The 544-nt window shown below is 38.4% G+C and carries 2 protein-coding genes; both read right to left on the minus strand.

From position 1 onward, the window contains the following. The coding region (locus tag D0S45_20685; GenBank protein TIH06687.1) for a DNA-directed RNA polymerase subunit alpha at positions 1–295 on the minus strand (295 nt) is incomplete at its 3' end. 69 nt (positions 296–364) lie between these two features. Next, positions 365–544, minus strand: a 180-nt coding sequence (gene rpsK, locus D0S45_20690; GenBank protein TIH06688.1) for a 30S ribosomal protein S11, incomplete at its 5' end; no start/stop codon positions are given.

Consider the following 544-nt stretch of genomic DNA (forward strand, 5'->3'; position numbering starts at 1 on the left):
TACTTCTTAATACAATCTCGTTCAAATTCATTAAAATTTCATGTACTGATTCTTGAATACCTGCTATGTTAGAATAGTCATGTGGTATGTTCTCAGATTTTGCACGTGTAATACATGTTCCTTCTATTTCGCCAAGTAAAGCTCTTCGCATCGCAATGCCTATTGTGTCGGCTTGGCCTTTCATAAGTGGAGACAGAATAAAGCGTCCATAATAAAGACGCTTACTGTCTCTTTTTGATTCAACACACTTCCACTSTAGTGTCCGAGTAGATACTKYKACTTTCTCTCGAACCATAGTAATWTTATTTGATCAGATCRTTGAATCRTTTATTTCTCTTGAAACCCTTTTAGCCTTTTTTTAGTTCTATACACGTCTTTTTTTAGGRGGTCTACAGCCATTATGTGGCATAGGGGTTACRTCYCGTACRAAACTTAAWAGTATACCRCTTCTRCGAATAGCYCGTAATGCYGCATCTCTTCCGAGWCCAGGRCCTTTTATCMTTACTTCWGCTCGTTGCATACCTTGATCCACTACTGCTCGAAT

It is taken from the genome of Marinifilum sp. JC120 (assembly GCA_004923195.1).
In the GTDB taxonomy this organism is placed as follows: domain Bacteria; phylum Desulfobacterota; class Desulfovibrionia; order Desulfovibrionales; family Desulfovibrionaceae; genus Maridesulfovibrio.